A 26,655-nucleotide genomic window follows, 5' to 3' on the forward strand; every position below is an offset into this window, starting at 1 on the left:
CGGCCGCGTCGACACCCAGGTCGCCCGCGGTGAGTCCCGCGGCGACGGTCGGGTAGTACGGGGGCAGCATGCTGGTGCCGGCCCGGCGATCCGAGACGTTCCCGCCGAGGCGCACACGCCGGTTGGCCTCCCGGGCGGAGACCCGGGTGAGGCGCGTGATCAGGTCGACGCCGTTGCTGGCCCCCTGCTTCCAGGCCAGGGAGTCGTGGCCGAGGATGCTGCGGGAGCGGTCCGCGACATCCGTCGCCGTAGCCACCCTGGCCGCGTCGACCCGGCGGCCGAGCTGCTCCACCGCGCCAAGGACCGCGAGGGCATCGGTGTCGGCCATCAGCGATAACGTGATCGAGTCGAGTGCGGCGGCCACAGCCAACCCCGCCCGCCGGATCAGCTGCACAGGTGAATCTGCCGCCTCTGCCGGGGCGGCTGGTGACTGCGGTGCAGATGCTCCTGCCATGCCCCGATTTTAGCAAAAAGCGTACGTGGTNCCAAAGTATTTCGCAGATAGTTACGAATGAGGCGGGTGTTACTCGTGGGATTCCCCGGCCAGCGAGGCGCCGCAAAACCGGACCCAAAACCTCGCCGAGCCGTGACTTACGCCCCTCTCCGGGCGCGAAAAAGGGGCGCAACTCACGGCTCGGCGGCGAAAGGCCGAGCCGAGAAGAGGTGGCGCGAGGAGAGCCCTAGGCGGGCGGGTAGAGAAACTTCGGGACCTCGCTGGCCGACACCGTGCGCGTGTGGTAGGCGTGGCTGCCCATCCAGTTGTACTCCTCGAGCACGACGGAACCGTTGGCGTTGATCGACTGCACATAGGCGACGTGGTTGTACGTGAACCAGGCGACCGCACCGACGACGGGGGTCTTGCCGGTGGCCCAGCCATGGTTCGACCAGGCGCTGGACCAGCTGCTCGCGTCACCGCCGCCGGGCGTCAGGGAGCCCCAGGTCCAGGCCCACGGCGCGCTGGTCGCGCCGGCATCCCGGTTGAGACGCCAGGCCACGAAGTCCACGCATTCGCGGTAGTAATAGCCGAGGGGTGACAGTCCGCCACCCTGGGTGTCGGGTGCCTGGTCGAACCAGGGGTAGTCGTCGCCTTCCGTCCGCACGCCGTACACCGCGAAGTTGGCCGCAACCGACTTGGCCGCATCCGCGGCCTTCTGGGCGGACAGGGCTTCGGCCGCCCGATCGGCGAGTTCTTCCGTCGAGGTGGCGGTGAAGCTGTCCCGGGCGACCGTGACCGCGACCGCACTAGCGTCCACGGTGACGCCCTGGGCGTCCTGGGTTGCCCGCGCATGAGCGGAGGCGATGCTGCTGCCCTCGCCTGTTCCGGGAGAGAAGGCGTACGCGGGCAGTCCCGCGGTGAGGAACAGTCCGGGGATCGCCAGCAGCGTCACGGCGATCCTCAGCGGGCTGCGGCGGTGCGACGCGCGCGCTGGCCGGGTGGGTGCCTTCGCGGCGGGAGGCGGGGATTTCGGCTGACGAAGACGGGGCTGGGACACGATCGCGGCCACATCCGCCCCGGGAGACGACACCGACAACAGAGGATCCGTGGCCGGGACAGGGATGGGAACAGGAGCGCCACCAACGGCAACGGCCGCGTCTGCCTCGGCCGCCGCAGCCTCGCGCCGTGCGCGGAATTCCCGGCGTGAGAGCACGGGAACGGGGTTCGCTGAAGGACCAGGACTGCCGGGTACGCCGGGATGGGGCAAAAGATGATCCTCTACAGGGCCGAAGTCGAGGTCGGCACTCCACCACACTAGGGGAACGGGGCCGAGAAGTCACCCTGCGGCGTTACATCACCGTTACATTCGAGATTCAAGCTTCGGCAATCGGCGATCGTTCGGCCGTCACGCTGCAGGCGCGAGGTACTCGTCCCACTGCGGCAACGGCCGCTCCGCGCCGCGCACCACCCAGGTCGTGCCCAGCGGCATCCGCGGGGCGAACAGGAGTTTCCAGCCCATCTCGCCCGGGGTGCGGTCGCTTTTGAGGTTGTTGCAGCGCAGGCAGCAGGCCACCAGGTTGTCCCAGCTGTCACGGCCTCCGCGCGAGCGGGGCTGCACATGATCGATCGTGCTGGCCGTCTTCCCGCAGTAACCGCAGCGGTGGTCATCCCGGCGCAGCACGCCGCGGCGACTGACCGGCACGGCCCTGGACCGCGGGATGCGGACGTAACGGGTGAGCAGGATGACGCTGGGCCGCTCCCAGGTGCCGGAGGCCGCGCAGACCGGATGCCCCTCCTCGGCCTGCACGATCGTGGCCTTCTGATTCATCACCAGCACGAGCGCCCTTTTGAATGACACCACGGCAAGGGGCTCGTACCCCGCGTTGAGGACCAGTGTTCGCATGCGTTCCCTTTCGAAAAGGGCTGGACGGCTTCCAGCCATTCGAACTGTCTTCTGTCAGCGAGAAGGGAGCGAGCAGATACACAAAAGGGGCGTCGTCACTCGGACGGCGCCCCGCAGGCAGCGGCGTGTCCGGGACACGCGCAACTCAGTGTTGTGTGACTGATCTGCCGCGGCGCGAAGCGGCAGCGCAGATCCATGGTGTGAATCGTGCGCCGCTCACGCATTGGCTCTCCCGACAACTCGCAGAACATCAGAGCATCAGGTTAACTCACATTCGGCACAGCCCGATAGGGTGCTGCGCCGAATGTGCGAGGTGTTACGGAACGTTCACCTGCGCTCAGATGCCGAGCCGCACGATGTAGTACGAGCTGGTCCAGATCGGCTGCACGCGCACCGACGCGCCCTCATAGGGCGCGTGCAGGATGTTGCCGTTGCCGGCGTAGAACCCGTCGTGGCCGTCCATGATAACCAAGTCTCCCGGCTGGGCCTCGGCCAGGGAGATCCGAGTTCCGACGGCGCCCTGCCCGGTGGAGGAGTGCGGCAGGGACACGCCGAACTGCGCGTAGACGTACATGACGAACCCGGAGCAGTCGAAACCGGCCGGTGTCGCCCCGCCGAAGACATAGGGAACGCCCTGGTACTGCGAGGCGACGCCGTAGACGGATGCGAGATCGAAGCTCGGGTGCGCCGGGGCCGCAAGATAGTCGGCGGTCGAGGGCCCGGTATAAGAGGCCGCGTAGGTCGTCATGGCCGCGGCGGCTGCCTGACGGCTAGCCTCTGCCGCTGCGGCGGCCGCAGCGGCATCCGCGACGGCCTTCGTGGCCGCCTTCGAAGCCGCCAGCTCCTCGGTGCTGGTGGCCGAGAAACCGTCGCGAGCCACGGTGATCGTGTTGGCCTGGTCCGTGACTTCCACGGATTGGGCGCCGGACTTCGTCAGCTCGGTCGCGGCACTCGCCCCGAACTGGTCGCCCTCCGATGCCGGCGCGAACGCGTAGGCGGGGAGGGCCATGGTCGCGACCAAACCGCTGGCCAAGGTCATGAAGATGATGTTCGCCACCGCGCCCCGGCGGCGGGAACGCGATTTTGGACGGGGAGCGGGAGGCTGGTAGAGGCCGAGCTCCGAGTGGACCCTGTCGATGGTGCCGGACGTCGAGTTTCGGGCTCGACGCAATGATTTATTACCTAATGCAGCCAAAGTGTTTACCTCCGGCGCCTCGACAACACTAGGTAGTTGCCCCATCCAATGCGCTGGGCGCGTGTGAGTACCGAGGCAAGAGATGGGAGAGAAAGGCGTCTTGATCCGGGCCCGTCGACCGGAAGTTGGCCTGTGGGACGCCTCCAAGCTACGTGACGTTCATCCGTTTGTCACTCAATCCGCGATATTTCTAACAAATTGGTAACAGAATCAGGCGGATTCGCAGCATCCAGCGCGGCGGAATCGAGCCGGAAAGCGGCAGTGATGGGCTACGCGCCGGCCACCGGAGTGGTCACGAAGATGTGGCTCGCGACCTCGTTCGGCAGTTCCAGGCCGTCGCCGAAGCCGTCGACCGTGACGAGAACGTACGATCCGACGGCGGAGAAGACCCCCAACGCGCCGGGCATGATCCCGGAGTTCTTCAGTTGCGCCAGGAGTACCGGATCGACCTGCACGGGCTCGCCGAGCCGGCGCACCACGGCGGTCACCGGTTCGGAGGAACGCGAGACCACGTCGACCAGGTTCGTCACGCCGGCCATGAACGCGACGGCCGGGGAATCGCCCAGCTCATCGAGTCCGGGAATCGGGTTGCCGTACGGGGATTCGGTGGGGTGACCGAGGATTTCAAGGATCTTGCGCTCGACCTGCTCGCTCATCACGTGTTCCCAGCGACAGGCTTCGTCGTGAACGAACTCCCATTCGAGACCGATCACGTCGCTCAGGAGTCGCTCGGCGAGACGGTGCTTGCGCATCACGTGCACGGCCTTGCGCCGCCCGTCGACGGTGAGCTCGAGGTGCCGGTCGCCGGACACCACGACGAGGCCGTCGCGCTCCATCCGGGCCACGGTCTGGGACACGGTGGGACCGGATTGACCGAGGCGTTCGGAGATGCGGGCACGAAGAGGAACGATGTCCTCCTCCTCGAGATCGAGGATCGTGCGGAGGTACATTTCGGTGGTGTCGATGAGATCTGCCATACCGAGCCTTCCTGTCAGCCTCCGTCAATGGCCAACCTTATCGTCCGGTCGACGACGGATAGAATCGTGGCCATGTCGACACTGAAAATTCCCTCCGAACTTCTGCCCGTTGATGGGCGATTTGGCTGTGGCCCGTCCAAAGTCCGCCAGGAGCAACTCGATTATCTAGCAAAGGTCGGCGCGGGTGTCATCGGCACCTCTCACCGTCAGGCTCCCGTTAAAAACCTCGTCGGGCGCGTGCGTTCCGGCCTCTCGGAGCTGCTGCGCGCTCCGGACGGTTATGAAGTTATTCTCGGCAACGGCGGGTCCACCGCGTTCTGGGATGCCGCTGCTTTCTCCCTTATTTCCGAGCGCAGCCAGAACCTCGTCTTCGGCGAGTTCGGCGGCAAGTTCGCCGCCGCAGCCGCCGCCCCCTTCCTTACCGCCCCCGATGTGATCAAGGCGCCGGCCGGCTCCCGGAGCGAGTTCGTACCGACCGAAGGCGTGGACGTCTACGCCTGGCCGCAGAACGAAACCTCGACCGGCGTGATGGCCCCGGTGACCCGCGTGGTCGCCGACCCCGGCGCCCTGACCGTGATCGACGCCACCAGCGCCGCCGCCGGGATCGACTACGAAGCAGACCAGGCGGATGCCTACTACTTCGCTCCCCAGAAGAACCTCGCTGCAGACGGCGGCCTGTGGATGGCCCTCTTCTCCCCCGCAGCGATCGAGCGGGTCGAACGGATCGCCGCCAGCGGGCGGTACATCCCGGAGTTCCTCAGTCTGAAGAACGCGATCGACAACTCGCGCCTGAACCAGACGCTGAACACGCCGGCCGTGGCCACCCTCCTGCTGATCGAGAACCAGCTCGACTGGATCAACGGCAACGGCGGACTGGCGTGGGCTTCCGCGCGCACCCGTGAGTCGTCATCCGTTCTCTACGACTGGGCCGAGAGCGTCTCCTACGCGACGCCGTATGTCACCGACCCGACGCACCGGTCGCAGGTCGTCGCGACGATCGACTTCGACGACTCGATCGACGCCGCAGCGATCGCCAAGACGCTGCGCGCCAACGGGATCTCCGACACCGAGCCCTACCGCAAGCTCGGGCGCAACCAGTTGCGCGTCGCCACATTCACCGCGATCGAGCCCTCCGACGTGCGTCAGCTCGTCAAGTCGATCGAGTTCGTTGTGCAGAACCTGGGTCAGTAGTCCCGGCATGCGGATCTGGCTGAAGGACAGTGAACGACGGCCCGATCCGCTGCCTGCCCGAACGGATGCCCGCAAGGCTTTCCTTGCGGGCTCCGCAGGCTGGCTCCTCGCCGTCGCCCTGGCGTTCGTGTTCCGTGCGGAGCTAGTGGCGGCCGGGCTCGGCTGGTGGCTCTGGTGCGCCGTCATCGGCCTCGGCCTCGGCCTCGCCGGACTCGTCTGGGTTCAGGTGCGGCGCCGCTAGGCCCTCACCGAAGTCGATCCCGTCCAGGACATCCTCGCCGCGGTCTTCTTCGTCGTCTTCCTCATCGTCGAGGTCGTCCTCGTCGGACTCGTCTTCGTCTTCGTCGAGGTCGTCTTCGTCCTCGTCGTCCAGGTCGAGCGTCTCGGCCGCGGCCACGGCAGCGGCGAGTTCCTGAGCCGTGCGGTAGTCGGCGAGCCGGTCAGACCACGGCACCCACTCCGGCGCGATCAGCGCGTCGTCGCCCGGCGTGAGCTCGGCTTCGAGAACGCTGGGCTCCGAGTCCTCGTCCACACGGGAGAGACTGACCGTCCAGCGCCAGCCCGGGTAGCCGGGCAGGTTGCAGTCGAACAGCAGCGACAGGACGTGTTCGCCCTCGACGATGTGGCCGAGCGGTTCGCCGACGGTATCGGCCGGGGTGATCTCGAGGAGCGCGGCGCGGGCCTGGTCGACGGCGGCCAGGAGCCGAGCGTCAGCGACGGCCTCAGGCATCGAGTTCCTCCGCGACCTTGCGCAGCATGGCGGCGATCTTGTGGCTGTGCGCGCTGTCCGGGTAGCGGCCGCGTCGCAGGCTGGCGCCGATGCCGTCGAGCAGCTTCACCAGGTCTTCGATGATGATGGCCATGTCGTCAGCCGGCTTGCGGCTGAGCTTGGCCAGGCTCGGCGGGGCCTCGATGATCCGAACCGACAGGGCCTGCGCTCCGCGCTTGCCGTCGGCGATCCCGAATTCGAGCTTGGTTCCTGCCTTGACCGTTACTCCGGCGGGCAGCGCAGAAGCGTGGAGGAAGACCTCGTGGCCTTCATCAGAGGTGATGAAGCCGAAACCCTTCTCCTCGTCGTAGAACTTGACCTTGCCGGTGGGCATCTGGACCTCGCTGGATTCCGGGCGCGCGGGATGCGCGCCGACCGCACCCAGCATATTCGGTTGCGCCGGTCCCTGCCCGTATCCTTGGGACTGTGACCAATCAAACTCCACAAGCCGCCAGCCGGCTCGAACGCATCCTTGCTTACATGGTTGCGGGTGTGGTGGGTCTGTCCATCCTCGCTTTCCTTGCCGTCATCATCGGCACCGCAGTCGGGGCTGGAGCGAACAACGGATTCGGCCAGGGGGTCTGGCCGTTGATACTCGCCTTGCCGCTTTTCGGCTTGCCAATCGGGTTCGTCCTGATCATCGCCCTGATGGTGATGACCGGACTGCGCCGCGCACGCGAGGCACGACAGAACAAGGAGTAGCCATGCTCACGCTCGCTTCACGCCTTCGCGCACTGGATGACGCAACGCTGCGCCGCACTCTGGCCGTCCGCAATGTCTCAGCCGTCGGCATCCGCGACTTCTTCGACCTCGCCGAGGCGCTGCTCGATCCGGACGCGATCCAACGCGTGCTGACCCGGCTCGACCGGGCCACGCTCTCCGTGCTCGCGGTGGCCGGCGAGCTGGCCACCGAGGGCCAATCGGCGGCGACGGATGCCGACGCGGCACCCCCGAGCACCGCCCCGACCCTGGCCCGGCTGGCCGAACGGCTCGGGGCGCTGTCCGGATCACCCGTCGCCGTGACGGAGGTCGCGGCTCGCGCCGCCGAGCTCGACGCGCTGATGCTCGCGCGCCTGGACGGTCACCGGTTCAGCCCCTACGACGCGGTCCACGACCAGCTGCTCACCTGGCCGGAGCTGGGGCTGCCGACGGCCGTGCAGCTGGCCGGCGTCCCGGCGCCCGCCGCGCTGGCCGGCGTCGCCACCACCGACCGGTTCACCGACCGCCTCGCCGCCGAGCGCGCCTTCGGCGCCGTGTCATCCGTCGCCGAGCTCGTCACCGAGCTGGCCCGCGAACCGGCCAGGGAACTCAGCCGGGGCGGCCTCGGCTTGCCCGACACCAAGCGGCTCGCCGCGGTGATGGGCGTCGAGCTCGAGGCCGTCCCCTCGTTCGTGGCCACGGCGGCCCGGGCCGAACTGATCGCGCACTCCGACGGCTACTGGAACGAGACCGAGGCCGGCGAGGCCTGGCTGCTCGAGGGCACCGCCCGCCGCTGGGCGGTGCTCGCCGACGCCTGGCACGCCGCGCTGCCGGCGGATGTGCGCGGCATCCTCGCCCACCGCCCCGGCGTCTCCTGGGGCGACGTCCTGCGCGGCTTCGTGGTCTGGCTCTACCCGGCCGGCGGCCAGTGGATGGACGACCGGGTGACCGAGTTCGCCGAGGACGCGGAACTGCTCGGCATCACGGCCAACCAGACCACGAGCCCGGCCGGAGCCCAGGTGCTCGCGGGAGACCTGGAGGCGGCCACCCTGACGATGGCGGCTTCCCTGCCAGCCACCGGCGGCGCCGTCTACCTGCAGCACGACTTGTCGATCGTGTCCCCCGGGCCGCTCGCCCCCTCGATCGACACCCGGCTCCGTGGCCTCGCCGACGTGGAAAGCCGGGAGCTTGCCCTCAGCTACCGCATCACCGCGAACTCCGTCAACCGCGCCCTCGCGGCCGGGGAGACCGCCGAATCGCTGCTGGAGTTCCTGCGCGCCGTCTCGCTGACCGGCATCCCGCAACCCGTGGACTACCTGATCCGTGAATCGGCCGCCCGGTACGGCCGGGTCAGGGTCGGGGCCGCCCGCCCGGACGAGGCGCCGTTCCTGAGCTATGTGGTCTCGGACGACACCGCGCTGCTCGGCACCATCGCGGTCGACCAGACCCTGGCATCCCTGGGGCTCGTCCCCGCCGCCGAGACGCGGTTGACCAGCCGGTTCGCCTCGGATGTGGTCTTCTGGGCGCTCACCGACGCGCGTTATCCCGTCGCCGCCGAAGACGCCACACACGAGATCGTGCACCTGCGCCGTCACCAGCTGGCCCGGATCGTGCCGGTCCCCAATACGGATCCCACGATCGCGCTGGTCGAGAAGCTGCGGGCCGCCGACGGCGGTGAGGGCCAGGCTGCGGATGCCTGGCTCGCCCGGCAGCTCGACGCCGCGATCAAGTCGAAGCAGACCGTCGTCGTCAGCATCGCCATGCCCGGCGGCGTCGTGGTCGACTACCTGCTGGAGCCGGCGAGCGTGGGCGGCGGACGCTTCCGCGCCCGGGACCGTCGCGCCGACATCGAGCGCACCCTTCCCCTGTCCAGCATCATCAGCATCACGCCGGCCCCGTAAAGGGTGCAAGCCGCGGGGCCGAGCGGGCGTAGGATTGACGGCTATGTCTGATGGCCCTCTGATCGTCCAAAGTGACCGCACGGTTTTGCTCGAAGTGGCGCACCCTTTCGCCGAGGATGCGCGCCATGATCTGGCCGTATTCGCCGAGCTGGAGCGCGCTCCCGAGCACATCCACACCTACCGGATCACCCGGCTCGGGCTGTGGAATGCGCGGGCCGCCGGGCATGACGCCTCCGACATGCTGGCCACGCTCGAGAAGTACTCCAAGTTCGCCATCCCGCAGACCGTCAGCGTGGACATCACGGAGACCGTCGGCCGGTACGGACGTCTCGTGATCGAGCGCGACGCCGAGGGCCGGCTCATCCTGCAGAGCAACGACGAAGCCGTGCTCACCGAGGTGGCCGGCGCCAAGCGCATCGCGCCCCTGCTGATCGGGCGCCCCTCCCCCGACTCGTTCCTGGTCGAGGCGTGGGCCCGCGGGCAGCTCAAGCAGGAGCTGGTCAAACTGGGCTGGCCGGCCGAGGACCTCGCCGGGTACACGCCCGGCACGCCGCATCCGATCGCCCTGCTCGAAAACGGCTGGGCGCTGCGCGACTACCAGAACAAGGCCGTCGCCAGCTTCTTCGACGGCGGCTCCGGCGTCGTCGTGCTGCCCTGCGGCGCCGGGAAAACCCTGGTCGGAGCCGGGGCCATGGCCACCGCGAAGACCAACACGCTCATCCTCGTCACGAACACCGTCTCGGCCAGGCAGTGGCGCGACGAGCTGCTCAAGCGCACCACCCTGACGGCCGACGAGATCGGCGAGTACTCCGGCCAGGTCAAGGAGGTCAAGCCCGTCACGATCGCGACCTACCAGATCCTCACCGCCAAGCGGAAGGGTGAGTACGCCCACCTCGAGCTGCTCGACGCGATGGACTGGGGACTCGTGGTCTACGACGAGGTGCATCTTCTGCCCGCCCCGGTGTTCAAGCTCACCGCCGAGCTGCAGGCGCGCCGCCGCCTCGGCCTGACGGCCACCCTCGTTCGTGAGGACGGCCGCGAGGGCGACGTGTTCAGCCTGATCGGGCCCAAGCGATTCGACGCCCCGTGGAAGGAAATCGAAGCCCAGGGCTTCATCTCCCCCGCCTCCTGCTACGAGGTGCGGATCGACCTGCCCCAGTCCGAACGGTTGAGCTATGCGGCGGCCGCCGACGACGAGCGGTACCGGATGGCCGCCACCGCGCCGGCCAAGCTGGACGTGGTCAAGCGGCTGGTCGCCAAGCACCCGGGCGAACGCATCCTGGTCATCGGCCAGTACCTGGACCAGATCGACGAGCTCGCCGAGGCCCTGAACGCGCCCAAGCTCACCGGCGCGACCCCCGTCGACGAGCGTGAGCGCCTGTACCAGGCCTTCCGGGTCGGCGAGGAGAACCTGCTCGTGGTCTCCAAGGTCGCTAACTTTTCGGTCGACCTGCCCGAGGCGACCGTGGCCATCCAGGTCTCCGGTTCCTTCGGCTCACGCCAGGAAGAGGCGCAGCGCCTCGGACGCCTGCTCCGCCCGAAGGAATCCGGCCTCTCCGCGAACTTCTACACCCTGGTCGCCCGCGACACGGTCGACCAGGACTTCGCCCAGAACCGCCAGCGCTTCCTGGCCGAGCAGGGTTACAGCTACACGATCCTCGACTCGCAGAACCTCGACGCGCAGACCGTCACCGCCTGACCCGTCCCTCCGCCTCGCCGCCGAGCCGTGAGTTCGGCCCCGTTTCCCGGCCGGAATGGGGGCGCAACTCACGGTTCGGCGGAGTCGTCAGGTCTCCTCGGCCTCCTCGGACTCCTCGCGGCGGCCATAGCGCAGGAAGAGCATATCGCCCGCGGTGAGCACCTGCAGCAACGCCATCCGCCGGGTGGCGGCCGTGCCGCTCCGGGCGATCCGGCCCGCGCCGCCGGCCTCGAGCACGGGGCTGATCGTCAGGCACAGCTCGTCGACGCAGTCCGCCTCGATCAGGGCGCCGAACAGGTGCGGCCCGCCCTCGCAGAGCACCTGGCTCAGGCCCCGGGCGGCGAGGGCGTCGACCATCCGTCGCGGGTCGACGGCGTCCTCGCCGCAGATCAGGATGTCGGCGACCTCCGCGAGGTCCCGGCGACGCTTGGCCGAGGATGCCGCGTGCGTCACGACGAGTGGCCGCACCAGCGCCTCGGTGAACACGGCATGCCCGGGGTCGATGTCCAGCCGCGACGACACGATCGCGACCGGCAGCTGCGCCGGAAGCCCTCGCGCGGTGCGCCACGCGGCATCCGCGGGGTCCAGACGGATGCCGCCGTACCCCTCGCCCCGCACCGTGCCCGCTCCGACGACGATCACGTCGGAGAGCAGACGCAGCGTATCGAAGACGAGTTTGTCGTCGTCATTGTTCAGCCCACCGCTCAGGCCGTCGTGCGTGGCGGCCCCGTCGAGGCTGGAGATGAAATTCACCCGCAGCCTCGGAACCGTGCGATCGGCCACCGCGTACCGCGTGATGAGGTCGCCCTGCGCCAGCATCGGTCAGACCAGGTTGTGGCGCACGGAGGCGGGTTCGCGGAAGCCCATGATCGTCTCGGTCATCCGCACGGCATCGACGGCCGCGGTGACGTTGTGCATCCGCACGATCCGGGCACCCTGCAGGATGCAGTAGACGGCGGCTGCGAGCGAACCTTCCACCCGCGCTCCCCGCTCCCGGTCGAGCGTCTCCCCGATGAAGTCCTTGTTCGACACCGCCACCAGGGTCGGATACCCGAGCGCGGCGATTTCGCCGAGCCGCCGGGTGAGTTCGAGCGAGTGGTAGGTGTTCTTGTTCAGGTCGTGACCGGGGTCGACGACGATCCGATCGGCGGGCACGCCCCGGCTGAGAGCGAGTTCGACCCGTTCGCGCAGGAAGGCCGCGACCTCCTCGACGACGTCGCCGTAGGTGGGCATCGGCCAGGGGGTGCGCGGCGGGGCGAGGCTGTGGGTGATCACGAGCGTCGCGTCGCTGTCCGCGACCACATCGGCCATGGCCGGGTCGTGCACGCCCGTGGTGTCGTTGATCACGTGCGCACCGGCCGCCAATGCGGCGCGGGCCACCGCGGGATGGAAAGTGTCGACCGAGATGACGACCCCGAAGCCGCGCAGCGCCTCGACCACGGGGACGACCCGATCGATCTCCTCCTGAACCGGGATCATTGGACCCGGCGCGAATTTCACCCCGCCGATGTCCACCCAGTCGGCTCCATCGTCGATCGCCTGCCGGGCGGCCTGCACGGCCTGGTCGAGCGCGAATGTCGCGCCGCGGTCGTAGAACGAGTCGGGCGTGCGGTTGACGATGGCCATCACGACCACCTCGCGGGAGAAATCGAACACTCGGCCGCCGATCAGTCGGCGAGGATGGATCACCTCCGGACGCAGCGGCGCCAGTCGGGTGTTGGCGTTGTCCACGTCAGGTCCTCCATTCCGATGCTCCGACGAGCAGGTCGTCGAGTGCAACTCTTTCATCCGCAAGCCGGGCCGGGTCGACCCGCACCCTCAAACTGATGAATCGTTGCACGGTCTCGTTGACGTCCCACACGTTCACGTTCATCCCGGCGACGACCAAGCCCTCGGCCACCCAGAAGGCGATGAACTTCCGGGCCGCCCGGTCGCCGCGGAACACGACCACCGCGTCCCGCGCCAGCGGGCCGTATCCCGAGTATTCCATCCCCAGGTCGAACTGGTCGGTATAGAAGTACGGAATCTGGTCGTAGCTGACCGCCTGATCGAGCATGGACCGGCCGGCAGCGGCGCCGGCGCGCTCCGCATTGTCCCAGTGTTCAACCCTGAGGTGCTGCCGGAGCACGGGGTGGAACACGCTGGCGACGTCGCCGACCGCGTAGACATCCGGGTCGATCGACCGGAACGCCGCGTCGACGACGATCCCGTTGTCCACCGCCAGCCCCGCGCTCACCGCCAGCTCCGTGTTCGGCACGGCTCCGATCCCGACCACGACCACATCGGCGGGGACCACCTCGCCCCCGGCCAGCGCGACTCCCGTGACCACCCCGTTCTCGCCGGTCAGCCGCGCGACCAGCGTTTCCATCCGCAGTTCCACGCCGTTCTCGCGGTGCAATTGCGCGAACACGGCGCCCGCCTGGTCGCCGATGGCGGTGTTCAGGGGCACCGTCTCGCGCCCGAGAACCGTCACGGCGTTCCCGTAGCCGCGCGCGGCGGAGGCGACTTCCAGCCCGATCCAGCCGGCCCCGACGATCACCACGTGGCGGTCGCCCCGCGCCAGCTCGGTGCGAAGCGTCTCGGAGTCCCGGGCCGTTCGCAACCGGAACACCCCGGCCAGATCAGCGCCCGCCCCGGGAAAGGGCCGGGCAGAGGCGCCCGTGGCGAGCAGCAACTTGTCATACCGCAGCGACTCCCGGTCCGGCAGCGCCAGCTCGTGGGTGTCCAGGGCGATGGCCCGGGCCTGACACCCCCGTTTGACCTCGATCTCCCGCTCGTTGTACCACTCGGCCGGGTGGACGTAGATCGCGTGCCGTTCCTCGGCGCCGGTCAGGAACCCCTTGGACAACGGCGGTCTGATGTACGGGTACTCGTTCTCGCCCGCGACCAGCACGATCCGGCCGGTGAACCCCTCCGATCGGAAGGTCTCCGCCGCCCGTGCGCCAGCGAGGCCGGCCCCGACAACTACGAAAGTCGGAGTGCGCATACCGATCTCCCAACGTCGAAGGTGCGCGATTTACCACCCAATATACCCAGCACAAGGGCATACCGGGTGCTCACAGCATGCTTCCAGCTAACGCGCAGATACTGGGAGCATGACTGATGGCCCCCGCATCCTTATTGTCGACGACGAGCCCAACATCCGGGATCTCCTCACCACCAGCTTGCGCTTCGCCGGCTTCGCCGTGCGAGCCGTCGGCAACGGCGCCCAGGCGATCTCCGCCGTCCTCGAGGAGGAGCCCGACCTCATCATCCTCGACGTCATGCTGCCGGACATGAACGGGTTCGGCGTGACCAAGCGCCTGCGCTCGGCCGGCTACACGGCCCCGATCCTCTTCCTCACCGCCAAGGACGACACCGAAGACAAGATCACCGGGTTGACGGTCGGCGGGGACGATTACGTCACGAAGCCGTTCAGCCTCGACGAGATCGTGGCCCGGATCAAGGCGATCCTGCGGCGCACCATGCACGCCGACGAAGATGCTGTCATCCGGGCCGGCGAGCTCACGATGGACCAGGACACCCACGAGGTGCTGGTCGGTGACGAGCCGATCGAGCTGAGCCCCACCGAGTTCAAGCTCCTGCGCTACCTGATGCTGAATCCGAACCGGGTGCTGTCCAAGGCTCAGATCCTGGACCACGTCTGGGAGTACGACTTCAACGGCGACGCCGGCATCGTCGAGTCCTACATCTCCTACCTCCGCCGCAAGGTGGACGCCCACTCCACCGAGCCCCTGATCCAGACCAAGCGCGGTTTCGGCTACATGCTCAAGGCGGCCAAGGCGTAGTCACAGGCTGCGCCCATACACTGAGGGCCTCATGCATCAGTCACTCATGGAGCGGTGGAGCCGCGTTTCCCTTCGGTCGAAGATCACCGGCGTGACGGTTCTGATGCTGACGCTGGGGCTGCTCGTGTCCGGCATCGGCACCATGGCCATGCTGCGCCAGTACGTCATCCAGCAGGTGGATGCCCAGCTGCAGGCGGATGCTCAGACCGCGTCGAACAGCTACTCGGCCGCCGCGCTCGGCCAGGGCACCACGGCCGTCGTCTCCTCCGACTATTTCGTCGCGCTCTACGACGAACACGGCAACCTCAAGAACCACACCTGGCGCGAGCGCCCCGCCCGTGAGCTTCCACAGATTTCGATACCGCTGGATCTGCAGACCGTGATCGAGCTCGACGGCAAGACCATGACCCTGAAGGACGGGGCGGGCGACACCCAGTTCCTGGCGGTCGCGGTTCCCCTGGTGATCTCCCCGCAGGGGACGTTGGGAACACTGGTCATGGCCGTGTCCCTGAAGCCCACCGAGAACACCATGGCCACCTACCTCACCATTTTCCTGGGGTTCGGACTCGGCGTCGTGCTCGTCGGCGCGCTGCTCACCCGTCTGCTGGTCACGAGCACCTTCGCCCCCCTCCGCGAGGTGGAACGCACGGCCGCGGCCATCGCCGACGGGGACTTCAGCCAGCGGCTCGGCGGCGCCACCCCGAACACCGAGGTCGGCCGGCTCAACCGATCGCTGAACACCATGCTCAGCCGCATCGACCGCCTGTTCAAGGACCGTGCTCGCACGATCGACCAGATGCGCCGGTTCGTGGGCGACGCCAGCCATGAATTGCGCACCCCGCTAGTTTCGGTCCGCGGCTACGCCGAGCTGTATCGGATGGGGGCGCTGCAGTCCCCTGAGGAGATCGCCCAGGCCATGGAACGCATCGAGAAGGAGGCCATCCGAATGGGCGGCCTGGTCGAGGACCTGCTCGAACTGGCCCGACTGGATGAGACCAAACCGCTCGCGCTTGCCCCCGTCGACCTGATACCGCTGGCCCGTGACGCCGCCCTGGACGCCATGGCCTCCTCCCCCGGCCGCACCGTGACCGTCGTCAGTGCCGCCCCGGCCGAGTTCGACGACACGACCGACCGCCAGGCCATCGACCTCGCGCACTCCACCGGCGAAGTGCCTTCCACCCCCGGGCCGGCCCCGAAAACGGAGGAAACCGCCCTGCCCGCGGGGTCGGTCTCGTTCGCCGGCGCCACCCTGGCCCGCCTGCGCACGCGCAAACCGCGCAAGACGGATGTCCCGACCCCTCCGGCCGAGCCCGCTCCGGAAACAGCCCCGGTCAGTGTGCAGGCCGTGGTGATGGCCGAGGAGAACAAGATCCGGCAGGTCATCACGAATCTGATGGGAAATGCGCTCCGCTTCAGCCCCGCCGACAGTCCGGTGGAACTCGAGGTGGCGGTCGACCGTCGCAACCAGCGGGCATCCATCGCCGTCATCGATCACGGCGAGGGAATCCCGCCACAGATCCGGGACAAGATCTTCCAGCGTTTCTGGCGCGCCGACACGTCTCGCGCCCGGGAGACCGGCGGCAGCGGCCTCGGTCTGGCCATCGTCGCCTCCATCGTGGCCAGCCACAACGGCACGGTGCAGGTCGTGGACACCCCCGGCGGCGGGGCGACGTTCCGGGTCTGGTTCCCGCTGGCCGGTTCGCCGAACGCGCCGCAGCGCCTGGCCCCCACCACGCCGTAGCCGACGCCTCCGGCCGGGCCGTCCCTCCCCAGGCCCGCCTCGGATCGGTTTCCCCGCCACGAGCGGATACCGGCCCAACCGGCGTCGTCGGCTCGTAGTCTGCTCGGCACACTCCCCCCGCCGAAAGGACCATCATGACCCGTTACCAGGTCGACAGCGAAGCCGTTTTGCACACCACCGCCGTAGCCCGGGCCTCGATCGGCCGGATCCAGACCGAGGTCGCGGGGCTCATCTCCCAGCTCACGGCCCTGGAAGGATCGTGGTCGGGTCAGGCCGCCGCCGCGTTCCAATCCGCCGTCTCCGAATGGCGTGCCACCCAGCAGCAGGTGGCTCAGAGCGCCGAGGCGCTGGGCCAGGCCCTGAACCAGGCCGGCCAGCACTACGCCGAGATCGAGCAGGCCAACACCCGCCTGTTCCTGCGCTAGCCGGGCCGCATCCCCGGGCACGCAGAACAGGGCGCCTCCCGGAGGAGACGCCCTGCCCTGTGGAACGGTGTTGCAGTCGTGCGATCGTGCGATGAAACAGTGAAGCGGTGTGGACTTAGAAGTCCATTCCGCCGCCCTGGTCGCCGACCGGAGCAGCGTTCTTCTCCGGCTTGTCGGCGACGACGGCCTCGGTGGTGAGGAACAGGCCGGCGATCGACGCTGCGTTGAGCAGCGCGGAGCGGGTGACCTTCACCGGGTCATTGATTCCCGCAGCGAGCATGTCAACGTACTCACCGGTCGCGGCGTTGAGGCCCCAACCGATGGGCAGGTTGCGCACCTTGTCGGCGACAACGCCCGGCTCCATGCCGGCGTTGAGGGCGATCTGCTTGAGTGGAGCGTCGATGGCAACCTTGACGATGTTCGCGCCGGTTGCCTCGTCGCCGACCAGTTCGAGCTTCTCGAACGCGGTCTTGCCGGCCTGGATCAGTGCAACGCCACCACCGGCGACGATGCCCTCTTCGACGGCAGCCTTCGCGTTGCGGACGGCGTCCTCGATGCGGTGCTTGCGCTCCTTGAGCTCAACCTCCGTCGCGGCGCCGGCCTTGATGACGGCAACGCCGCCGGCGAGCTTGGCGAGACGCTCCTGGAGCTTCTCACGGTCGTAGTCGCTGTCGGTGTTCTCGATCTCGCTGCGAATCTGCTGGACGCGTCCGGCGATCGCTTCGGGGTCGCCGGCACCTTCGACGATGGTGGTCTCGTCCTTGGTGATGACGATCTTGCGGGCGTTGCCGAGCAGGTCGAGCGTAACGTTCTCGAGCTTGAGGCCGACCTCTTCACTGATGACCTGTCCACCGGTGAGGATGGCGATGTCCTGCAGTTGGGCCTTGCGACGGTCGCCGAAGCCGGGGGCCTTGACGGCGACCGACTTGAAGATTCCGCGGATCTTGTTCACAACGAGCGTGGCCAGGGCCTCGCCGTCGACGTCCTCGGCGATGATGAGGAGCTGCTTGCCGGTCTGGATGACCTTGTCCACGATCGGGAGGAGGTCCTTGATGTTCGAGACCTTGGAGTTGACGATCAGGATGTAGGGGTCTTCGAAGACCGCTTCCTGACGGTCGGGGTCGGTCACGAAGTAGGCGGACAGGAAGCCCTTGTCGAAGCGCATGCCCTCGGTGAGCTCGAGCTCGGTGCCGAGAGTGTTCGACTCCTCGACGGTGACGACACCCTCCTTGCCGACCTTGTCGATGGCTTCGGCGATGATGGCGCCGATTTCGGCGTCTCCGGCGGAGATGGAAGCGGTGGCCGCGATCTCTTCCTTGGTCTCGACCTCTTTCGCGTTGGCGATGAGTTCGGCGATCACGGCAGCCGTGGCCTTCTCGATGCCGCGCTTGAGGCTGATCGGGTCTGCTCCGGCCGCGACGTTGCGCAGGCCTTCGCGAACGAGCGCCTGAGCCAGGACGGTGGCGGTGGTGGTTCCGTCGCCCGCGACGTCATCGGTCTTCTTGGCGACCTCTTTGACGAGTTCGGCACCGATCTTCTCGTACGGGTCATCGAGTTCGATTTCCTTGGCGATGGACACGCCGTCGTTGGTGATCGTGGGTGCGCCCCACTTCTTCTCCAGCACCACGTTACGTCCGCGCGGGCCGAGGGTGACCTTGACAGTGTCAGCGAGGATGTTCAGGCCACGCTCAAGGCCGCGACGGGCCTCTTCGTTGAAAGCAATGATCTTTGCCATATGTGTTTCTCGTCCCTCCCGGACGTTACCAAAACGGTGATGGGTTGGCACTCAAAAGGAGAGAGTGCCAAGTGCAATTCTGGCACTCTGGGGTCGAGAGTGCAAGTGAACGCCGGGTGCTACTGGCGCAGCTCGACCGAGCCTCGGTCACCCGGCACCAACTCGATCCAAGTGTTGCCGGCCGCGAGCCGCACCGCCTGGCCGTTGTCGTCCACCAGCCGGATCGGCGCATCCCGGTCGGTCTTGGACCAGGTCGCATGCAGGCTCTTGCCGCCGGCCGACACCCAGGCCTCCCCGGAGCCGACCATCGTGGTCTTGGGCACGTTCGTGGAGGTTTCGTCGATGTCGACCCGCAGGATCAGGACGTTCGTCGCGCGGAGCTGTGCGCCGGAGCCGTCCAGGTCGGGCGTCCCCTCCTGGGAACGCAGGTAGGTCAGGCTCGCCTGGTCCCAGGTCCAGCCGGGCCAGCGCTGGTCGGAGAAACGGGAGTCGACGGCCGAGACGGCCTCACCGTCGGTGGCAGCGGATGACCCCGCCACCGTTGGGGTGTACGAGAACTGCTGTGCGGGGACCGCCACGGTGTCGTTCCGGTCGACCAGCTCCTTCGCCTTCAGAATGACGTTGTGCGGCGCATCGCGTGAGTCTTCCCGGTAGAACACACCGGTCTCGTCGCTCTCCTGGGAGACGGTGACCACGTCGGTGGCCTCCATCAGGTCGACGAACTGCTGCTGGCCGCCGGAGTACGCCACGATGCCGCCGAAGGGCGCAATGATGTCGGGATCCATGGGACGGATGGAGCGCACCGGTCCCACCAACTCGGGGATGCCGGACTGCCACACGGCCACGTACCGGGTCAGGCCGCCCTCCACGAGTTCCTCGAAGACGATGTCGGTGCGCTCGAGCCCGACCTGCGGCCTGGCAGCCTCGTGATTGTCGATCTTGACCGCCAGCGAGGGACTGAGCGCGCTTCCCGCCGGCACGGGGGTGCCCCGCAACGGAGCCAGCGCCGTGGCATCCGGGCTCTCGTCACCCGCAGAACTCTGAGCGGGCGCGGGCGCCAGGGCCGAACATGAGGTCAACGTGAGCAGGAACGGAAGAAGCACGGCACCGAGCATCCGGCTGGACCGGAATTTCTGTGCCGTGCTTCGTCGTCCTGCTTTAGCCGTTCTGTCGCCTGTCACGCCACACACACTACTGCGGCTTCATCGCCGCGCGTGTACGGGAGGTGTATTCAGGGTCCGGCTCGATTGTTCGCCTGAATTGTGCGCTGAATCAGACCGGGCGGACCGATTCGGCCTGGGGGCCCTTCGCCCCGGTGCCGAGTTCGAAGATCACGTGCTGGCCCTCTTCGAGAACCTTGTAGCCGTGCATGTCGATGGCCGAGTAGTGGACGAAGACGTCCTGGCCACCTCCATCGACCGTGATGAAGCCGAAACCTTTTTCAGCGTTGAACCATTTGACGGTTCCGTTCGCCATGTGTAACTCCCTGTTGCTTTGGATTGATCGACACGCGCCCATTGGCCGTACCGGGCCTGGCGCATGTGACTGCGTCCATCCTGTGGGGCCAGTGGAATTCGCCTCTCTCGAGAGCGCCTGATTCAACAGAATGAGCGACCACTAGCCAATTTACGGAAGCTGTACAGGAACGAAAGGGGGTTGACGTAGGGCGCCCGGACGTATAAGCGGGGGCCGGGTAAAGGAGCCTCTCGCCTGCGGTTTCCCGGCGGCGGGGACGCTATCCGCAATTCGTTTTTCGTCATCCGGCGGGTACGTAATCTGCGCCGACCACGACGGTGAGGTCCGCCCCGGAGTCCGCGTAGTCGGAGGACGGCCGCACCCGGGATCCGGGCAGCGACTCGGCCACTCCTCGGGCGGCGCCCTCCAGGCCCGCATCGGCGTAGTACACCGTCGTCGTCGCGACGTCCTCGGTGTCGGCGTTGCCGAGCGTGTCCACGGTCCAGCCCGCCGTGGTGAGGGTCTCGCCGACGGCCTTGGCGACTCCGGCGCCGGGCGTGCCGTTCAACACCGTCACGCTCAGGCTCGGGTCGACGGTCGCGGCGGGGGTCGGGGTCGTGGTGGCGCTCGGGGCGGCCGCCGCGGCAGAGGAGGTGGCCGAGGCAGAGGCTGTTGCCGTGCCCGGCAGCGAGATGTTGAGATTGTTGTTCAGGAGGGCCAGCCCGACGACCCCGAGCCCGATCAGGAGGGCGGTCGCGCCGAGGGCCCACCAGAACGCCACCCAGTGGCGTCCCTTCTTCTGCGGGGCACGATGAGCGCCCACCCGGTCGAGGTGATGCGGGAGGTGGTCGAATCGGTCTTTCGGGTAGGAAGTCGGCATCGTCGTACTGGTTCGATCCTCTGCTGGTGGTGATTCACTGCGGTGCTGCGGTTCAGGGGTACTGCGGTTCAGGGGTACTGCGGCGGTTCGGTCGGGCGGAGTGTGCGACGCGCCCGTGCCTGCTCGCGGGCCTCGCGCATCCGTTGCAGGCGTTTCACCAGCATCGGATCGTGGGCCAGTGCAGCAGGGGAATCGATCAGGACACCCAGCAGTTGATAGTACCGGGCGGCCGAGAGATCGAACTCGGACCGGATGGCCTGCTCTTTGGCGCCGGCCTGCGACCACCATCGCCCCTCGAAAGCGAGGATCGCCAGTTCCCGTTCGGACAGCTCAGGCGCGGGGACCGGAGCCACGGTCGCCTGGGGAGCGGTGCTGCCGTCCACGTGCCACCTCCGTCGTCTTCTGCCATCCTATTTGCAGTGGTCTGCATGCTCGCTGGATCGCCCGCCGCCCGCCATGGGAAACCGCTGCGGGTTCCCGTTCGAGGAATACGGTCGCGGCCGGCCGAGTTTAGGGTTGACAGGTACAGATTTCGGCCCCCTCGGGCCGAAAACGAAGGGACAGGTCATGGACTACGAAGTCGAGAAATCAGACGCCGAGTGGCGCGGGGAACTGAGCCCGGAACAGTACGCCGTCCTGCGGGGGGCCGCCACCGAGCGCGCCTGGACCGGCGAACTGCTCGACGAGGCCCGCTCCGGCGTCTACACCTGCGGCGCCTGCAACGCGGAGCTCTTCAAGAGCGGCACGAAATTCGACTCCGGCTGCGGCTGGCCGAGTTTCTACGAGTCCGTCCGCCCGGAGGCGGTCGAGCTGATCGAGGACCGCTCGCTTGGCGTCGTGCGCACCGAGGTGCGCTGCGCGCACTGCGGCTCTCACCTGGGCCACGTCTTCGACGACGGGTTCGGAACGCCCACCGGCGACCGCTACTGCATGAACTCCGTCTCGCTCAGCTTCAAGCCGGCCGAGTAAGCCTTGTCCGCACTCCTCGACGCGGTCAGTCGCCGCCGGTCCCATTCGAAGGTGACGACGGATGCGCCCAGCCACGAGGAGTTGCTGCCCCTGGTCGCCGCCGCGGCCCGGGTGGCCGATCACGGTGCGCTGCGCCCCTGGCGGCTGATCGAGGTGCGCGGCGAGAGGCGGCGGCAGCTGGGCGACGCGTTCGTGGCGGCATCCGGTGTCACCGGCGAGGAGGCGTCCAGGCTGGCCGCGAAGCCCCTGCGCGCCGAGCTGCTCATCGCCCTGATCGTCAGCCGCCGCGACAGCGAGAAGGTTGCGGTCTGGGAGCAGGACGCCGCCGCCGCGGGAGTCGGCCACATCCTGAGCCTCCTGCTCGACGACAGCGGCTGGGGCGTCATGTGGCGCACGGGGCCGCTGGCCCGCACCGAGCTGGTGCGCCGGGTGCACCGGCTCACCGACGCGGAAGAGGTCCTGGGCTGGCTCTACGTCGGCGGCGTGCCGGCCGACTCGAGGCCGGGCGTGCGCACGGCCATCGATCCGGGCGAGTACCTCACCGAGCTCTGAGCTTCGGACAGCCCCGTCGGCCGTCCCGTCCACGCTGCTGGCCGCCCCGGCCGAGAGCCCGGTCCGGCGTCGAACCAATTCGACGGAGATTCTGCTGTAAAAGCGCCAATTCAGCCTGTTTGGGAACGATTCGGGCAAAATCTCCGTCGAATTCGTTCGGGCAGGCAGGTGCTGAAGAAGGCAGGTGCTGCCAGGTGCGCCGATTTTCGCTGGCGACCGTGCACCGAGTCACGCTCCGGCACGGAGCAGATGCACGGAGCAGATGACAGAACAGTGGGGCCGGCCACGGGACTTGAACCCGTAACCCCCACTTTACAAGAGTGGTGCGCTACCAATTGCGCCAGGCCGGCATGAGACGGATGCCGCCTCGACACACCATCCTAAATCACGAAGCCGACCTGTGCGGCCATGTCAGCTCGGCGGGGCGGGCCCGCAGCGGATCAGCTGCGGATCAGCCGGCCGGGACCGGCTCGGGCGTCGGAGTGGAGGTCGAGTAGGTTTCGCCGGCCGACTGGAGCACGAAAGCGGCGAACTCCTTGGGATCGTCGAGCGCGCCGACGTACTGCTTGCCGTTGACGAGCACGGTCGGGGTGCCGGTGATGGCCTCGATCTCGGTGTTCGGCAACGGGCCGGACAGCGCGCGGTCGGTGGACGCGACCACCCAGGACTTGTAGGTCGTGTCATCGATGCAGGCGTTGATCTCGGAAAGCTCATCGTTCACGCCCGCCTTCTTCACCAGGGCCTTGATCGCGGCGTCGTCGAGACCGGCGGTGCCTTCCTTGGGCTGCTTCGCGAACAGCGCGGCGTTGAAGGCGTAGAAGTCATCGGGCGAGTAGTTCGCCACGCACGCGGCGGCGTTGGCCGCTCGCAGGGAGTACTGGGTCCCGGATGATTTGTGGGTCAGGATCGACACCGGGTGGATCTCGACGGTGGCCGCGCCGGAATCGACCCATTTGACGATCTGGTCACTGTTGGCCTTTTCGAACTGGCTGCAGAACGGGCACAGGTAGTCGGCGTAGACGCGGATGTCGGCGACGGTGCCGGTCGCATCTGGCTTGGAAGGAACCGTCTTGGAGTCGGGCTGCAGCGATGACGTCTTGACGGCCGTCATCCCCTCGGCGATGAGGACGCCGTCGCTGGCCATGTTCGCCGGACCGGGACCAGCCGGGCGGATCGAGTTGACCAGGACCAGGGCGATCATGGCGAGAAGGGCGATGCCGGCCACGGCAATGCCGCCCCGCACGAAGACCCGATTGCGCCGATCCTTCTTCCTCTGCTCCACCCGGATCTTCGTGGCCTTCTTGCGGGCCGCGTCACGCCGCTGGTTCTTAGAGGGACGACCATCGCCCGATCCGCCAATAGTCATGAATGCTCGCTCCGAATAGGTAAGTGCAGAGGCAATTCATTTGCGAATGCCTCCCAAAGACTAGGTGCCCAGTCTGGGAATCGCCCAGACGGCGCCTGAGCGCCTGAGCGCGTGAGCGGTGGCGCAGATTCGCTTCTCGACGTCGGGTTCAAACGGCATGACATACTGAAACAGTCGGCTTATACCATCATCTTGGCGGTCGGCACATAAATCCCATCACTACGGATCGTCCGGCACGTACCTGCCGGTGAAGGAGAATACAGATAATGGCTTCAGTCACGTTCGACAAGGCAACCCGTCTCTACCCGGGTTCCACCCGCCCCGCAGTCGACCACCTCGACCTTTCGGTCGCCGATGGCGAATTCCTCGTTCTGGTCGGCCCCTCCGGCTGCGGTAAGTCCACCTCCCTGCGCATGCTGGCCGGCCTCGAAGAGGTCAACGACGGCAACATCTTCATCGGTGAGCGCAACGTGACGGATGTCCCGCCGAAGGACCGTGACATTGCCATGGTCTTCCAGAACTACGCTCTGTACCCGCACATGACGGTCGCCGAGAACATGGGCTTCGCGCTCAAGATCGCCGGCGTCAACAAGGACGAGCGCGCCGCCCGCGTTCTGGAGGCCGCCAAGCTCCTCGACCTCGAGCCGTACCTGAGCCGCAAGCCGAAGGCACTCTCCGGCGGCCAGCGTCAGCGCGTCGCCATGGGCCGCGCCATCGTGCGTCAGCCCCAGGTGTTCCTGATGGACGAGCCGCTCTCGAACCTCGACGCCAAGCTGCGCGTGCAGACCCGCACCCAGATCGCCTCCCTCCAGCGCCGCCTGGGGGTCACCACCGTTTACGTGACCCACGACCAGACCGAGGCGCTCACCATGGGTGACCGCATCGCCGTGCTCAAGGATGGCGTGCTGCAGCAGGTCGGCACCCCGCGCGACCTGTACGCCAAGCCCAACAACGTGTTCGTTGCCGGCTTCATCGGCAGCCCGGCCATGAACCTGTTCCTAGCCGACGCCGTCGACGGTGGCATCAAGTTCGGCACCGCCACCATCCCGGTCCCCCGGGAGACCCTGGCCGGCTCAACCGGCAACAAGGTCACCATCGGCGTCCGCCCGGAGGACATCCACCTCTCGACCACGCACGGCGAAGGCCTTCAGGTTGACGTCGACCTGGTTGAAGAGCTCGGCGCCGACGGCTACCTGTACGGCCACTCGACGGTCGAGGGCAAGCGCACCGACATCGTCGCTCGCGTCGACGGCCGCTCGCACCCGTCCGCCGGCGACACCGTCTACCTCACCCCGACGCCGCACCACCTGCACGTGTTCGACGCCGAAAACGGCCTCCGCCTCGGCGGGGCAGTCGCCAACTAACACCCGGTTCGACATCTGAACGGCCGGACGGCGCGTCAGCTCCGTCCGGCCGTTCTGTCGTCCACCGGTAAACTCGACCCATGAGCGGTTCCCTCAATATCACGTCGGCCACGGCCGACCCTGCCCTGCTCGACCTGCCCTGGGACCTTCCGCTGGATGCCTGGCCGAACGAGAACATCGCCGCCCTCCCCAAGGGCATCTCCCGCCACCTGGTGCGCTTCGCGCATCTGAGTGGCCGCGTCGTCGCGATCAAGGAGACGACCAGCGAAATGGCCAAGCGGGAGTACGAGATGCTGCGCACCCTGCAAAGCCTCGAAATCCCCTGCGTCGAGCCGCTGGCCGTGATCACGAATCGCACGAATGAGGATGCCGAACCCCTGAACTCGGTACTCATCACACGGCACCTCAAGTTCTCCCTCCCGTACCGCGCCCTCTACTCGCAGACCCTCCGCCCCGACACGGCGACCCGGCTGGTGGACGCGCTGGCGCTGCTGCTGGTGCGCGTGCACATGGCCGGGCTGTTCTGGGGCGACGTGTCGCTGTCGAACACGTTGTTCCGCCGGGACGCCGGCGCGTTCGCCGCGTACCTGGTCGACGCCGAGACCGGTCAGCTGTACCCGGGCGGCCTGTCCAACGGCCAGCGCGAAAACGACCTGGAGATCGCCCGCGTCAACATCGCCGGTGAGCTTATGGACCTCGAGGCCGGCGGGCGCGCAGCCGACGAACTCGACCCCATCCGGGTCAGCAACGGCATCGTCGCCGCCTATCGGCTGCTCTGGAAGGAGCTGACCGGTTCCGAATCCTTCTCCAGCTCCGAACGCTGGCGCATCACCGAACGGGTCGAGCGCCTCAACGACCTCGGGTTCGACATCGAGGAGCTCGCCATCAAGACCGACGACCAGGGCACGACCGTGCGCATCCAGCCGAAGGTCGTCGACGCCGGCCACCACCAGCGGCGCCTGTTGCGGCTGACCGGGCTCGACGCGGAGGAGAACCAGGCCCGGCGCCTTCTCAACGACCTCGACTCCTACCGGGTCTCCTACGGCGACCCGGAGGCCGATGAGGAGATGCTGGCCCACGAGTGGCTCGTGCGCGTGTTCGAACCGGTCATCCGGGCCATTCCCCGCGACCTCAAGGGCAAGCTGGAGCCGGCCGAGATCTTCCACCAACTGCTCGACCACCGTTGGTTCATGGCGCAGAACCAGTCCAGGGACATCCCCCTGGCCGAGGCCGTCACGTCCTACGTCAAGGATGTGCTGCGCCACCGCCGTGACGAGGCGACCGTGATCGAACCCTCCACCGGCGAGATCACCATCCCGATCGACGTCACCGACGATGAGACCGCCGCGGCCGCGGATGCGGATGACACCGCCGCCGACGATGCCGCCGATTGGCGCCTCAAGGTCTAGCCACAATCGTCGCCGAGCCGTGAGTAAAGCCCCTATTCCGTGACGGAATAGGCTCTCCTGTCGTAACCGTGGGTTAAACCCGGCCGGGGAGTACTGGTTTGTGGCCGCCGAGGCTGAGCATGGCGAGGGCGATGAGGGCGTCGGGTGATTTGAAGCCGAAGGCGATTCGGGTGATGAGTCGGATTTTGGTGTTGACGGATT

General features: G+C 67.6%; 26 protein-coding genes, 1 tRNA gene and 1 pseudogene. 11 read left to right on the forward strand and 17 right to left on the reverse strand.

Annotation, left to right across the window (positions count from 1 at the left end; translation table 11 throughout):
* From E3T24_RS06235 to E3T24_RS06255, 5 genes and pseudogenes are all read right to left on the reverse strand, one after another.
* Positions 1–454 (reverse strand): annotated as a pseudogene (locus tag E3T24_RS06235) (hypothetical protein); the annotation flags it as partial.
* Between the two features lie 226 nt (positions 455–680).
* Complete coding sequence (locus E3T24_RS06240) at positions 681–1,388, reverse strand: CHAP domain-containing protein (RefSeq protein ID WP_160141117.1); 708 nt, start codon at positions 1,386–1,388, stop codon at positions 681–683.
* 453 nt (positions 1,389–1,841) lie between these two features.
* Positions 1,842–2,339, reverse strand: coding sequence for an HNH endonuclease (locus tag E3T24_RS06245; protein ID WP_134365257.1), 498 nt, complete (start codon positions 2,337–2,339; stop codon positions 1,842–1,844).
* A 337-nt stretch (positions 2,340–2,676) separates the two neighbouring features.
* Entirely contained in the window at positions 2,677–3,378 is a 702-nt protein-coding gene (locus E3T24_RS06250; RefSeq protein WP_134365258.1) for a C40 family peptidase, read from the reverse strand.
* A 425-nt stretch (positions 3,379–3,803) separates the two neighbouring features.
* Positions 3,804–4,511: a metal-dependent transcriptional regulator gene (locus E3T24_RS06255; RefSeq protein WP_134365259.1), complete on the reverse strand. Its 708-nt coding sequence runs from the start codon at positions 4,509–4,511 to the stop codon at positions 3,804–3,806.
* 72 nt (positions 4,512–4,583) lie between these two features.
* On the opposite strand from E3T24_RS06255, the gene serC reads away from it, so the two are divergent.
* On the forward strand, positions 4,584–5,702 hold the full coding sequence (gene serC, locus E3T24_RS06260; RefSeq protein ID WP_134365260.1) for a phosphoserine transaminase: 1,119 nt from the start codon (positions 4,584–4,586) through the stop codon (positions 5,700–5,702).
* 142 nt (positions 5,703–5,844) lie between these two features.
* On the opposite strand, the gene E3T24_RS06270 is transcribed toward serC, so the two are convergent.
* Both E3T24_RS06270 and E3T24_RS06275 read right to left on the reverse strand, forming a co-directional pair.
* Positions 5,845–6,432: a DUF3027 domain-containing protein gene (locus tag E3T24_RS06270; protein ID WP_134365262.1), complete on the reverse strand. Its 588-nt coding sequence runs from the start codon at positions 6,430–6,432 to the stop codon at positions 5,845–5,847.
* Positions 6,425–6,805, reverse strand: coding sequence for a cold shock domain-containing protein (locus E3T24_RS06275; RefSeq protein WP_134403397.1), 381 nt, complete (start codon positions 6,803–6,805; stop codon positions 6,425–6,427). The genes E3T24_RS06270 and E3T24_RS06275 overlap by 8 nt, the downstream gene beginning before the upstream one ends.
* A 92-nt stretch (positions 6,806–6,897) precedes the next feature.
* Between E3T24_RS06275 and E3T24_RS06280 the strand changes: the two genes are divergently transcribed.
* The 3 genes from E3T24_RS06280 to E3T24_RS06290 are packed head-to-tail and all read left to right on the forward strand — an operon-like array spanning position 6,898 to position 10,770.
* Positions 6,898–7,173: a hypothetical protein gene (locus E3T24_RS06280; protein ID WP_134365263.1), complete on the forward strand. Its 276-nt coding sequence runs from the start codon at positions 6,898–6,900 to the stop codon at positions 7,171–7,173.
* 2 nt (positions 7,174–7,175) lie between these two features.
* Positions 7,176–9,071 (forward strand): helicase-associated domain-containing protein, encoded by a 1,896-nt coding sequence (locus E3T24_RS06285; protein ID WP_134403392.1) that lies wholly within the window; start codon positions 7,176–7,178, stop codon positions 9,069–9,071.
* 43 nt (positions 9,072–9,114) lie between these two features.
* Positions 9,115–10,770 (forward strand): DNA repair helicase XPB, encoded by a 1,656-nt coding sequence (locus E3T24_RS06290; protein ID WP_134365265.1) that lies wholly within the window; start codon positions 9,115–9,117, stop codon positions 10,768–10,770.
* 87 nt (positions 10,771–10,857) lie between these two features.
* On the opposite strand, the gene E3T24_RS06295 is transcribed toward E3T24_RS06290, so the two are convergent.
* From E3T24_RS06295 to E3T24_RS06305, 3 genes are all read right to left on the reverse strand, one after another.
* The gene (locus tag E3T24_RS06295) at positions 10,858–11,589 is read right to left on the reverse strand and encodes a pyrimidine reductase family protein (RefSeq protein ID WP_134365266.1); all 732 of its coding nucleotides are present in this window, start codon (positions 11,587–11,589) and stop codon (positions 10,858–10,860) included.
* Positions 11,590–11,592: 3 nt separating this feature from the next.
* Positions 11,593–12,396 carry a dihydropteroate synthase gene (folP, locus tag E3T24_RS06300; RefSeq protein ID WP_241976272.1) on the reverse strand — a complete coding sequence of 268 codons (804 nt, stop codon included), beginning with the start codon at positions 12,394–12,396 and terminating at the stop codon, positions 11,593–11,595.
* Positions 12,397–12,502: 106 nt separating this feature from the next.
* Positions 12,503–13,756 (reverse strand): FAD-dependent oxidoreductase, encoded by a 1,254-nt coding sequence (locus tag E3T24_RS06305; RefSeq protein ID WP_134365268.1) that lies wholly within the window; start codon positions 13,754–13,756, stop codon positions 12,503–12,505.
* A gap of 109 nt (positions 13,757–13,865) precedes the next feature.
* On the opposite strand from E3T24_RS06305, the gene E3T24_RS06310 reads away from it, so the two are divergent.
* From E3T24_RS06310 to E3T24_RS06320, 3 genes are all read left to right on the forward strand, one after another.
* Positions 13,866–14,558, forward strand: a complete 693-nt coding sequence (locus E3T24_RS06310) for a response regulator transcription factor (RefSeq protein WP_134365269.1) — start codon at positions 13,866–13,868, stop codon at positions 14,556–14,558.
* Between the two features lie 31 nt (positions 14,559–14,589).
* Complete coding sequence (locus tag E3T24_RS06315; protein WP_134365270.1) at positions 14,590–16,299, forward strand: HAMP domain-containing sensor histidine kinase; 1,710 nt, start codon at positions 14,590–14,592, stop codon at positions 16,297–16,299.
* A 134-nt stretch (positions 16,300–16,433) separates the two neighbouring features.
* A complete protein-coding gene (locus tag E3T24_RS06320) occupies positions 16,434–16,724 on the forward strand; it encodes a WXG100 family type VII secretion target (RefSeq protein ID WP_134365271.1) in 291 nt (96 codons plus the stop codon).
* Between the two features lie 115 nt (positions 16,725–16,839).
* Here E3T24_RS06320 and groL read toward each other — a convergent pair whose 3' ends face one another.
* The 5 genes from groL to E3T24_RS06345 form a co-directional block, all read right to left on the reverse strand.
* On the reverse strand, positions 16,840–18,459 hold the full coding sequence (gene groL, locus E3T24_RS06325) for a chaperonin GroEL (RefSeq protein ID WP_134365272.1): 1,620 nt from the start codon (positions 18,457–18,459) through the stop codon (positions 16,840–16,842).
* 119 nt (positions 18,460–18,578) lie between these two features.
* Positions 18,579–19,562, reverse strand: a complete 984-nt coding sequence (locus E3T24_RS06330) for a DUF3048 domain-containing protein (protein WP_160141116.1) — start codon at positions 19,560–19,562, stop codon at positions 18,579–18,581.
* Between the two features lie 169 nt (positions 19,563–19,731).
* Positions 19,732–19,935, reverse strand: a complete 204-nt coding sequence (locus tag E3T24_RS06335) for a cold-shock protein (protein ID WP_134362230.1) — start codon at positions 19,933–19,935, stop codon at positions 19,732–19,734.
* A 280-nt stretch (positions 19,936–20,215) separates the two neighbouring features.
* On the reverse strand, positions 20,216–20,794 hold the full coding sequence (locus E3T24_RS06340) for a LytR C-terminal domain-containing protein (protein ID WP_134365274.1): 579 nt from the start codon (positions 20,792–20,794) through the stop codon (positions 20,216–20,218).
* Positions 20,795–20,862: 68 nt separating this feature from the next.
* Positions 20,863–21,177, reverse strand: a complete 315-nt coding sequence (locus E3T24_RS06345) for a DUF3263 domain-containing protein (RefSeq protein ID WP_134365275.1) — start codon at positions 21,175–21,177, stop codon at positions 20,863–20,865.
* Positions 21,178–21,361: 184 nt separating this feature from the next.
* Here E3T24_RS06345 and msrB point away from each other — a divergent pair, with 184 nt between their 5' ends.
* Entirely contained in the window at positions 21,362–21,763 is a 402-nt protein-coding gene (gene msrB / locus E3T24_RS06350; RefSeq protein ID WP_134410470.1) for a peptide-methionine (R)-S-oxide reductase MsrB, read from the forward strand.
* Between the two features lie 3 nt (positions 21,764–21,766).
* The gene (locus tag E3T24_RS06355) at positions 21,767–22,315 is read left to right on the forward strand and encodes a nitroreductase family protein (protein ID WP_134410468.1); all 549 of its coding nucleotides are present in this window, start codon (positions 21,767–21,769) and stop codon (positions 22,313–22,315) included.
* 274 nt (positions 22,316–22,589) lie between these two features.
* On the opposite strand, the gene E3T24_RS06360 is transcribed toward E3T24_RS06355, so the two are convergent.
* Both E3T24_RS06360 and E3T24_RS06365 read right to left on the reverse strand, forming a co-directional pair.
* A tRNA-Thr gene (locus E3T24_RS06360) sits at positions 22,590–22,665 on the reverse strand.
* A 101-nt stretch (positions 22,666–22,766) separates the two neighbouring features.
* A complete protein-coding gene (locus E3T24_RS06365) occupies positions 22,767–23,681 on the reverse strand; it encodes a thioredoxin domain-containing protein (protein ID WP_134365278.1) in 915 nt (304 codons plus the stop codon).
* Between the two features lie 266 nt (positions 23,682–23,947).
* Between E3T24_RS06365 and ugpC the strand changes: the two genes are divergently transcribed.
* Both ugpC and E3T24_RS06375 read left to right on the forward strand, forming a co-directional pair.
* Positions 23,948–25,045 (forward strand): sn-glycerol-3-phosphate ABC transporter ATP-binding protein UgpC, encoded by a 1,098-nt coding sequence (gene ugpC / locus E3T24_RS06370; protein WP_134365279.1) that lies wholly within the window; start codon positions 23,948–23,950, stop codon positions 25,043–25,045.
* Positions 25,046–25,125: 80 nt separating this feature from the next.
* Complete coding sequence (locus tag E3T24_RS06375; RefSeq protein WP_134365280.1) at positions 25,126–26,454, forward strand: DUF4032 domain-containing protein; 1,329 nt, start codon at positions 25,126–25,128, stop codon at positions 26,452–26,454.
* The last annotated feature ends 201 nt before the right edge of the window (positions 26,455–26,655 follow it).

It is taken from the genome of Cryobacterium sp. TmT2-59, assembly GCF_004403545.1.
Classification (GTDB): domain Bacteria; phylum Actinomycetota; class Actinomycetes; order Actinomycetales; family Microbacteriaceae; genus Cryobacterium; species Cryobacterium shii.

Coding starts and splice junctions, on each gene's coding strand:
- E3T24_RS06245 (WP_134365257.1), bottom strand. CDS start 2,339: ATGCGAACACTGGTCCTCAACGCGGGGTACGAGCCCCTTGCCGTGGTG.
- E3T24_RS06250 (WP_134365258.1), bottom strand. CDS start 3,378: ATGACCTTGGCCAGCGGTTTGGTCGCGACCATGGCCCTCCCCGCCTAC.
- E3T24_RS06255 (WP_134365259.1), bottom strand. CDS start 4,511: ATGGCAGATCTCATCGACACCACCGAAATGTACCTCCGCACGATCCTC.
- serC (WP_134365260.1), top strand. CDS start 4,584: ATGTCGACACTGAAAATTCCCTCCGAACTTCTGCCCGTTGATGGGCGA.
- E3T24_RS06270 (WP_134365262.1), bottom strand. CDS start 6,432: ATGCCTGAGGCCGTCGCTGACGCTCGGCTCCTGGCCGCCGTCGACCAG.
- E3T24_RS06275 (WP_134403397.1), bottom strand. CDS start 6,805: ATGCCCACCGGCAAGGTCAAGTTCTACGACGAGGAGAAGGGTTTCGGC.
- E3T24_RS06285 (WP_134403392.1), top strand. CDS start 7,176: ATGCTCACGCTCGCTTCACGCCTTCGCGCACTGGATGACGCAACGCTG.
- E3T24_RS06290 (WP_134365265.1), top strand. CDS start 9,115: ATGTCTGATGGCCCTCTGATCGTCCAAAGTGACCGCACGGTTTTGCTC.
- E3T24_RS06295 (WP_134365266.1), bottom strand. CDS start 11,589: ATGCTGGCGCAGGGCGACCTCATCACGCGGTACGCGGTGGCCGATCGC.
- folP (WP_241976272.1), bottom strand. CDS start 12,396: ATGGCCATCGTCAACCGCACGCCCGACTCGTTCTACGACCGCGGCGCG.
- E3T24_RS06305 (WP_134365268.1), bottom strand. CDS start 13,756: ATGCGCACTCCGACTTTCGTAGTTGTCGGGGCCGGCCTCGCTGGCGCA.
- E3T24_RS06310 (WP_134365269.1), top strand. CDS start 13,866: ATGACTGATGGCCCCCGCATCCTTATTGTCGACGACGAGCCCAACATC.
- E3T24_RS06315 (WP_134365270.1), top strand. CDS start 14,590: ATGCATCAGTCACTCATGGAGCGGTGGAGCCGCGTTTCCCTTCGGTCG.
- E3T24_RS06320 (WP_134365271.1), top strand. CDS start 16,434: ATGACCCGTTACCAGGTCGACAGCGAAGCCGTTTTGCACACCACCGCC.
- groL (WP_134365272.1), bottom strand. CDS start 18,459: ATGGCAAAGATCATTGCTTTCAACGAAGAGGCCCGTCGCGGCCTTGAG.
- E3T24_RS06335 (WP_134362230.1), bottom strand. CDS start 19,935: ATGGCGAACGGAACCGTCAAATGGTTCAACGCTGAAAAAGGTTTCGGC.
- E3T24_RS06340 (WP_134365274.1), bottom strand. CDS start 20,794: ATGCCGACTTCCTACCCGAAAGACCGATTCGACCACCTCCCGCATCAC.
- msrB (WP_134410470.1), top strand. CDS start 21,362: ATGGACTACGAAGTCGAGAAATCAGACGCCGAGTGGCGCGGGGAACTG.
- E3T24_RS06365 (WP_134365278.1), bottom strand. CDS start 23,681: ATGACTATTGGCGGATCGGGCGATGGTCGTCCCTCTAAGAACCAGCGG.
- ugpC (WP_134365279.1), top strand. CDS start 23,948: ATGGCTTCAGTCACGTTCGACAAGGCAACCCGTCTCTACCCGGGTTCC.
- E3T24_RS06375 (WP_134365280.1), top strand. CDS start 25,126: ATGAGCGGTTCCCTCAATATCACGTCGGCCACGGCCGACCCTGCCCTG.